Source organism: Streptomyces sp. NPDC005181 (assembly GCF_040608395.1).
In the GTDB taxonomy this organism is placed as follows: domain Bacteria; phylum Actinomycetota; class Actinomycetes; order Streptomycetales; family Streptomycetaceae; genus Streptomyces.
In genome coordinates, this window is sequence record NZ_JBEXID010000162.1 from 1 (window position 1) to 8,267 (window position 8,267).

General features: G+C 68.8%; 6 protein-coding genes and 1 pseudogene. 1 reads left to right on the forward strand and 6 read right to left on the reverse strand.

The genetic code is table 11. The annotated features are described in order from the left end of the window. Nucleotides 1–94: 94 nt before the first annotated feature. From ABZV38_RS38540 to ABZV38_RS38565, 6 genes and pseudogenes are all read right to left on the reverse strand, one after another. Nucleotides 95–256: pseudogene (locus tag ABZV38_RS38540) on the reverse strand (DUF1345 domain-containing protein); the annotation flags it as partial. Between the two features lie 64 nt (nt 257–320). Next, the gene (locus ABZV38_RS38545; RefSeq protein ID WP_356333404.1) at nt 321–1,181 is read right to left on the reverse strand and encodes a hypothetical protein; all 861 of its coding nucleotides are present in this window, start codon (nt 1,179–1,181) and stop codon (nt 321–323) included. A gap of 63 nt (nt 1,182–1,244) precedes the next feature. Further along, nucleotides 1,245–3,383 carry a SpoIIE family protein phosphatase gene (locus ABZV38_RS38550; protein ID WP_356333406.1) on the reverse strand — a complete coding sequence of 713 codons (2,139 nt, stop codon included), beginning with the start codon at nt 3,381–3,383 and terminating at the stop codon, nt 1,245–1,247. A 14-nt stretch (nt 3,384–3,397) separates the two neighbouring features. Further along, nucleotides 3,398–3,754: a PAS domain-containing protein gene (locus tag ABZV38_RS38555; protein WP_356333411.1), complete on the reverse strand. Its 357-nt coding sequence runs from the start codon at nt 3,752–3,754 to the stop codon at nt 3,398–3,400. Nucleotides 3,755–4,484: 730 nt separating this feature from the next. Then, nucleotides 4,485–5,966, reverse strand: coding sequence for an IS1182 family transposase (locus ABZV38_RS38560; protein WP_356333413.1), 1,482 nt, complete (start codon nt 5,964–5,966; stop codon nt 4,485–4,487). Nucleotides 5,967–6,126: 160 nt separating this feature from the next. Beyond that, a complete protein-coding gene (locus ABZV38_RS38565) occupies nt 6,127–7,056 on the reverse strand; it encodes an NADP-dependent oxidoreductase (protein ID WP_356333407.1) in 930 nt (309 codons plus the stop codon). An 89-nt stretch (nt 7,057–7,145) separates the two neighbouring features. Here ABZV38_RS38565 and ABZV38_RS38570 point away from each other — a divergent pair, with 89 nt between their 5' ends. Beyond that, nucleotides 7,146–8,081: an AraC family transcriptional regulator gene (locus ABZV38_RS38570; protein WP_356333409.1), complete on the forward strand. Its 936-nt coding sequence runs from the start codon at nt 7,146–7,148 to the stop codon at nt 8,079–8,081. Nucleotides 8,082–8,267: the final 186 nt, after the last annotated feature.

The following is an 8,267-nucleotide window of genomic DNA, read 5'->3' on the forward strand; positions in this document are numbered from 1 at the left end:
GACACCCCCGCTCCGACAGCCGCTGACCACTCGGTCACCAGCCGTCACCACACACCCGAAACCGTCACACGCTGCGGTCGCACTGAATGTTTGCGATCCAGCCTGCCACGACGAAGATTGTCTCTGCCGCGGCGATTCCGGCAAGAATGCCCAGCGGTGCCTCCGTCAGGAACCCGACGACGACACCGATCACCGCTCCGACAACCGCGGCACCAGCGAGTCGGGGAACCGCAGAATGCGGCAACCAATGGTTCATGGGCGATAACAGTAGCCCCGCCGATGGATTGCGATCACGTTGTCCCTGTTGCCGTCCGGCGCCGTCACCGGTGCGGTCTGCGGTGGGCGGGGGCCAGGGGTGACAGCTCCCAGAGCAGGCGCACGCCGGTGGCGCGGGCGATGGCGCGCAGGTGTGGGCCCGTGTTGCCGACGTACCAGATCTGTCGGTCCGCGTGTGGCCATGCGTAGGCTGGGACGCCGTCGTCCAGCAGGGCTGTCAGCCGCGGCTGGTCCAGGGACGCGGCCGAGAACTCGTAGAGTGCGGGCAGTCGTGGGGCGATCAGGCCGTAGTCGAGCATGCGGGCGAGGGCGTGTTCATCGAGGATGGTCTCCTCGATGGGTGTGGCTACGGGGTACTCGGGTGGGAATGACCGGCCGAGATCGAGGAACATCTGGACGGTCCGGTGGCGCGGGTCGGCCATCAGAGGACCGAGGGCGGCCAGTCGGCCGAGCGCGAGTCGAGGCTGCACGAGCATCGCGTGAGTGAACAGGACGCGGAGCAGTGCGACGTTCATCATGAATCGCTCCACTTGCGGCTCGGTGGCGGCCAGATCCTCGTGCTGCAGGTAGCCTGCGACGATGCTGGCGTTGTGCGCGCGATACCAGCGGCCCGGTTCGGGTGTGCGGATGAAGTCGACCCAGTATTCGACGCTGCGGGCGCTGGCTGTGCCTGTGGCCTCGGCGGACAGCAGGTGGGCCTCGGTCTTGTCCCGCAGCAGCCGTTCGTTGACGGCGCGCCACCAGGGACTGCCCGGCGGGTCGGAGGTTTCGGGTGCGAGCACGCCACGAGCGAGTGACCAGCTCATGAAACTCAGCTCTGCGCGGCCGTATTGGTGGCGGGGCCCCGTGGCGATCCGATAGAACTCCTGCGCCAGCGCGTAACGTTCGGCCGCCTCGTCTCGCACGCGCGCGACCCGTTGCTCCGCGCGTGAGGCCGCGTCAGCCACGACTGCTCGATCGGATCGGCATCATGCGGAGACCTCGAGGATTTCAGGACCGGCGCTCTTGCCGGGGCCACCGAGGCCGTCTCTTTCGAGTCCGGTGGATCGGAGGGGTTGTTCGGACCAGATGGTCTTGCCGTCCCTGGCGTATCGGGTACCCCAGCGCTGGGCGAATTGGGCGATCAGGAAGAGGCCGCGGCCGCCCTCGTCGGTTGTCCGGGCGTGGCGCAGGTGGGGGGAGGTACTGCTGCCGTCCGAGACTTCGCAGATGAGCATGCGGTCACGGATCATCCGTAGCCGGATGGGATCCGAGGCGTAGCGGATGGCGTTGGTGACGAGTTCGCTGACCACCAGCTCTGTGGTGAAGGCGAGGTCCTCGAGCCCCCAGGCTGCGAGTTGCCGGGCTGCCATGGCGCGGGCCGGTGCGACGGCCGCGGGATCTTTGGTGATGTCCCAGGAGGCGACGTGTTCTTCGCCCAGGGCGTGGGTGCGGGCCAGGAGCAGTGCCGCGTCGTCTCCTGGCCGGTTGGCCGAGAGGTTGGTGACCGCGGCGTCGCAGAGGTCTTCCAGCGGGGTCAGGGTGGTGGCCAGGGCGTCAAGCAGTTGCTGGAGTCCTTGGTCGGCGTCGAGGCAGTGGCTCTGAATGAGGCCGTCGGTGTAGAGGACGAGGATGCTGCCCTCGGGAACTTCTCTCTGGGTGGACTCGAAGGGCAGACCGCCGAGGCCTAGGGGCGGCCCACTGGGGAGGTCCATGAGCTGGGCGATGCCGGGGGGAGTGACGAGTACTGGCGCGGGGTGGCCTGCACGGGCGAGGGTGCAGTGGCAGCTGACCGGGTCGTAGACGGCGTAGAGGCAGGTCGCCCCGGTCACGCCGGATTCGTCGTCGGCTTCCTCGGCGATGCGGCTGACCACGTCGTCCAGGTGAGCCAGCACCTCGTCGGGGGCGAGGTCGATGTCTGCGAGGGTCTGCACGGCTGCGCGGAGGCGTCCCATGGTGGCGGCGGCGTGGACGCCGTGTCCGACGACGTCGCCGACGACCAGGGCGACTCGGGCTCCGGAGAGCGGGATGACGTCGAACCAGTCGCCGCCCACGCCGGCTTCCGCGTCGGCGGGCAGGTAGCGGTAGGCGGCATCGACCGCGTTCTGTTCGGGCAGGTCCTGCGGGAGGAGGCTGCGCTGGAGGGTCAGTGCGGCAGCGTGCTCGTGGGTGTAGCGGCGGGCGTTGTCGATGCAGACTGCGGCGTGTCCGACCAGCTCTTCTGCGAGGACCAGGTCGTCGGGCTGGAATGGCCCTTTGGGTCGCCAGCGGCCGATGGTGGCCGCTCCCAGGGTGGTGCCACGTGCGCGGATGGGCACGATCATCAGTGAGTGGGTGCCGAGTTCGCGCAGGTGCGCGCTGCGGGCCGGATCGTCGACGGTCCAGTGAGGATCGGTGGCGTCCAGCTCGGGAATCAGTGTGGAGGTGCCATTGATGAGCGCGCGTGCGGTGGGCGACAGAGGGGGGTAGCCGCAGGGCTCACCCGGCGGGGTGGGCGGCGGGACATCTTCGCGAGTGGAACGGTGTCCGGCGCAGCGGAGGGCCGCCGCGGTGGTGGCGTCGGCGGGGCCGGGTGGGGGCTCTTCGCCGCGAAGCACCGAGTCGAGGAGGTCTACGGTGACGTGGTCGGCGAGCCCGGGGACGGCAGCGTCGGCCAGTTCTTGTGCTGTGTGCGGGATGTCCAGCGTGCTGCCCATGCGCTTGCGGGCCTCGTTCAGCAGTGTCAGCTTCTGCCGGGCGCGGTAGTGGTCGGTGGTGGAGAGGACGATGTAGCAGGCGCCCAACGGTTGTCCGTCCTCGCTCTCCAGACGGAAGCACGAGGTGGAGTAGGCGACTTGATCCGGCTCCGACAGGACGTGGCCGAAGTATTCACGGCCCGTCGAGGGACGGCCGGTCTCCAGAACCTGGCGTATCTCTGCTTCGGTGTGTTCTACATCCAGGCCCGGCAGGACGTCGCCCAGGCGCCGCCCGAGGAAACGCTCGCGGGGAATGCCGCACAGGTGCTCCATGGCATCATTCACCCATGTGAGCCGCAGCTCGGTGTCGACCATGGCCAGGCCCACCGGCGCGGTCAGGGTGATCCCTTCCAGCAGGGAGCGGCTGGCGCTCGACCACCAGGTCCGAGTCATGTCGGCGGCGAGAATCAGGCGCATTGAGCGGTCGCCGGAGTCCTGGACGGGCAGGATCTTGATCTCCAGGTCGAGACGGTGGCCGTCGAACGGCGTACGGCCTGCAGGCCTTCCCAGCCCTGCTGTGATCCGAGCCGTGCAGCGAGGTCAGGGGTGCCCGCCTGATACGCCGCGCCTTCCACCGGCAGGAAGACGTCCGACAGGGGTCTGCCCAGCACCTCTGGGGCCGAGTGCCCGATAAGTTTCGTAGCCCCCTCGTTCCACCCCCGTACCACCCCTGCGCCATCGACCACGACCACGGCGGTCCATGGACCCAAAGGTGCGTCCGCTGCTGTGGATCGAGTTCTCGTGGGAGCACCCATGCCGGCCATCCAGTGCAGCTGCGTTCCCGGCACACAGGCCCTTGCGCGGGTGCGGCTGCCGGGCTATTTCCACCGTACCGTCGGCGGGTGCTTTCGGCCCGGGTCATGACCGGCTCCGATGTCCGGCGGAGTGCTGCTGTTGGCCTGCCATGTTTTTCGCGGTACTGCAAGAGGGCCGCCGGCTTACGGGCCTGGGATGCATCCACCTGTCGAGTGCATGGCAATTTTCTTTCCGCGGTTACGGGTCTGGCGAACGAACGGTTCACAGACCCGAGTGGCGCACTGGAGTTCCGGGGCTACGGTGAGTCACCCGCGGAGATGTCGCGGCGTCGTTCGGCCGAGAACGCGCACACAGGTGCCCGCCATGGTTGCGTCAACTGTGCGTGATCCGCTCGCGAGCACTCGCGCACCCGGGGCGCGCCCGGCAGGTAAGCGTAGGGCAGCCGTCCGAGCGGCAGCAGGACGTACTTCACAGCCGGGGTGCCTGTCGCCACCCAGGCCACGTCCGGTGACGGAGTCATGCGCGCGGTACATCAGCCCGGCGCCGGGAGTCAGCAGCGGACCAACGATCGGATGATCCAACCGAAATCGGCCTAGGAGCGTGTCTCGGTAACGGGCAACTGGCCGGAGGTCGTGATGGGCGGGATCGGTCGTGGTCGCCCGGTCGGCGCCTGTGGGGCCGATGAGCGGGTCGGTCGGAGCGGGATTTCGGCTCGCTGAGGCCGGTGTGGCCGGCTGGTCAGCCGGTTGCGGCGGCGAGGCCGGCCGTTCCGGCGTGTCGGAAGATCTTGCGGAGGTTGTGGCAGGCGGCGAGCAGTCGCCACTCACCGCGGGCGCCGTCTTCGCCTCGGAGGAGGAGTTGGCGGCCGTTGTGGCAGGTCATGATCTGGCCGAAGACGGGTTCGACGATGGCTTTTCGGCGGGCGTAGGCGGCTTTGCTGGGTTTGGTCCGCAGCTTGCGGGCCATGCGTTCCTTGAGTGTGGCGTTCGCCGGGATGCGTCCGCGGGGTGCGGGTGGGACCTGTTCGTCGTGCTTGAGTCGGCCGGTGGCCATGAACGTGTCGGTGCCGCAGGCAAGTTGGCGGTCGTTCGCCGCCTCAAGGTTGGTCTCGGAGCAGTAGCCGGCGTCGACCAGGGCCTGCCCCGGGTGGGTGCCGGTGTTCTGGGCGGACTGGTCGAGCATGGTGGTGTAGTTCAGTGCGTCGGAGGCGTTGGGCGTCACGTCGGCGGCGGTGATGACCTGGTGTTCTTCGTCGACGACGGCTTGGGTGTTGTAGGCCTGGATGTAGGCGCCGTCGCTGTTCTTCATGATCCGGGAGTCGGGGTCGGTGAAGTTGGCCTGCGCTTTGGGTTTGGGGCGGGCGGTGTCGGCGGCCGCCTCGCCGGCGTCGGTGACGGCCTGCTCGTCGCTGGTGCCTGCGCGTTCCTGGCGGCGGCGTTCCTTGTCCTCGGCGTGCTGGCGTGCCTTGTCGGCGGCTTCGGCCTCGATCTGCGCGCGGGCGGTCTGCAGCTTGGCCAGGCGCTTTTCGCGGCGGTCCAGCTCGGCGGGCAGGTCGGTGTCCTTGCCGTCGATGCCGAACCTCTGGTCCTCGGCGGTGTCGGTGGCCTCGGCGTCGGCGAGCAGGGAGGCGGCTTCGGTTTCCAGGGCGGCGATCTCGGCTTCGATCCGCTCTTCCTTGCCGACCAGGCGGCCGTAGCTCATCGCTTTGTGCTTGGAGGCGTTCGCTTCGAGTTTGGTGCCGTCCAGGGCAACGCGGCCCATCTTGACCATGCCGAGCTTGGTCGCAAGGTGCAGGGACTGGGTGAACAGGTCGGCGAGGGCGTTCAGGTGGCGGCGGCGGAACCGTGAGATGGAGCGGAAGTCCGGGGCCTGGTCGGCGGCCAGGAACCGGAACGCGATGTCGTCGGCGCACTTGCGTTCGATCGCCCGTGAGGAGCGCACCCCGGTGGTGTAGCCGTAGATCAGCAGGCGCAGCGTCAGCCGCGGGTCGTAGGGAGGGTAGCCGCGCTTCTCGGTGTAGTCGGACCGGATTGCCGTCAGGTCCAGCACGTCGTCGACCAGGTCGGCGACGAACCGGGCCAGGTGGTCCTGGGGAAGCCAGTCGTCCAGCGACGGGGGCAGCAGCAGGACCTGGTGCGGGTCGAACGCCCTGAACCTCTTGTCCACCGCCGCCGGACGGCCCTGCGGCTGCTTCTTCTCGACCGGCTCGACCTCGAACAGTCCATCCTCACCACGCATACCGCCATCATCTCGCATCAATGATCACGAACTACACGCGGGGTGTCGGCGTACTCGCCAAAGTGCTCGGCCAGGTACGCGGGAAACGTGCCCACAGGGAAGTGGGCGTGGAGGCTGAAGGCAAGGTCCGGCCGTCGGCGGCTCAAGGAAGGATGATGACCTTGCCTCGGATCCGGCCAGCCTCGCTGAGGCGGTGGATGGCGCCGAGGTCGGCCAGTGGGCGTGACTCGCTGATGTCGATGGTGACCACGGCCGCGTCGATGAGCTCCACCAGCGCCGCCAGATGCTCCACATCATTGCGGGCGACCATGTGCATCGCAGTCACCTCGGCATCGGCAGGCGGCTCGATCGGGGTGGCGATCGAGACGATCCGCCCGCCCGGCCGTACTAGCGGCGCCAGAGCTGTGGCGTCCGGCGGGCTCAGCGGGACCAGGTTGAGCAGCGTGTCCACCGGGCCATCGAGCGCGGCAACCACCGGCGTGGCGGTGTAGTCGATCACTTGGTCCGCCCCCTGCCGCCGGACTGCCTCGGCGCTGCGGGCGCCGGCCGTGGCGATCACCTCGGCTCCCGTGTACTTGGCGAGCTGTGTCACGAAGCCACCGACGCCTCCGCCCGCACCGTTGACCAGTACCCGCTGACCGGCGGCTACCTGCCCGTGCTCGAACACCGCCTGCCACGCCGTGAGACCGGCCACGGGAAGGGCCGCAGCGTTCGCAAGAGGGATGGAGGCGGGAGCCGCGATCAGCGTGGCCACGGGCGCCCGTACGTACTCGGCGGCCGCACCCGCGCTGTCGAGCCGCCCGATGACCCGGTCGCCGACGGTGAACCCCTCCGCACCCGCGCCGATCTCGGCGACCGTGCCGGCGACGTCCCATCCGAGCGTGTAGGGCAGCTCCAAGGGAAAGAACGCCCGCAGCAGTCCGCCCCGCAACGCGGCCTCGGCGGGGTTGAACGAGGTCGCGGCGACACGGATGAGCACTTCACCTGATGCAGGCTGAGGGCGCTGAACGTCGTCGTAGCGGATCACGGACGCGTCGCCGTACTCGTGGATACGTGCGGTCTTCATCTTCATGCCGCGAATCTACGACCTCACTTGGAGACGATCCATGCGGCAGAGTGCCCAGTTCATGCGCGTACGTCTCGCCCGCGTAGTCTCACCGCATGGATGTGCTCAGTGACGTCATCGCGGTGATGCGGACCGGCCGGCCTCGGTCGGCGCACGTGCGGTGGCATGCCCCGTGGGGGCAGGAGTTCGCCTCCGTACCGGGGTCGGCGGGCTTTCAGGTGATCCTGCAGGGCTCCTGCTGGCTACTCCCTCCAGACGCAGAGCCTGTCCCGCTGGGCGTGGGCGACGTGGTGTTCCTGCCCCACGGCAGTGGGCACACCCTGGCCGACAGGCCCAAAACCCTGGCGACGGCCCCCGCCTGCGGCCCCGACGACCCCCGATTGTCCGAGCCCTACGCGTCGGACAGCGTCGACCGGACCGGAGACGGCGGTCCGGTCACCGTCGTGCTCTGCGGGACCTACCAGCTCGACCCGTCCCGCACCCACCCGCTGCTGCGCGACCTGCCTGACCGGATCCACCTCCCCGCGCACCCGGATCGCCACCCGGAACTGCGCTCGGCCGTGGGGCTGCTGGCCGCCGAACTGGAGCACCCGCGCCTCGGCACGGACGCGGCCGTCCCCGCGCTCCTGGACACGCTGCTGCTGTACATCCTGCGCATCTGGTTCAACGAACAGCCCGCCCGGGGCAACACCACCGGCTGGGCCGCCGCGCTCAACGACCCGCCGGTCACCGCCGCCCTCCACGCCATCCACCGGGCCCCGGCGGCACCGTGGACAGTGGCGAAACTCGCCGCGGAAGCGGGGCTGTCCCGCGCACCGTTCGCCAGGCGCTTCGCCACACTGATCGGCCAACCACCCCTCAGCTACCTGACCTGGTGGCGGATGACCACGGCCGCGCGCCTGCTGCGGGCATCGGACGCACCATTGAAATCCGTCGCCGCCCAGGTGGGCTACGCCTCCGAGTTCGCCTTCGCCAACGCGTTCAAGCGCACGCACGGGACAGCCCCCGGCACGTTCAGACGGCGGAGCTGAATCCAGTGCATCCTGGGCACGCTCAGCTGTACGTGACTGGGCACATCCGGGTGCACTCCGACAGCGGGTAGCCGGTTACTGAGACACGCTCCTAGTGTTCTGCGCCGGGAATTCGATCAAGATATGAAGCGAGGCGTTGAAGGATCTCGTCGGCGTCCTTCGTCCAGACGAAGGGCTTCGGGTTGT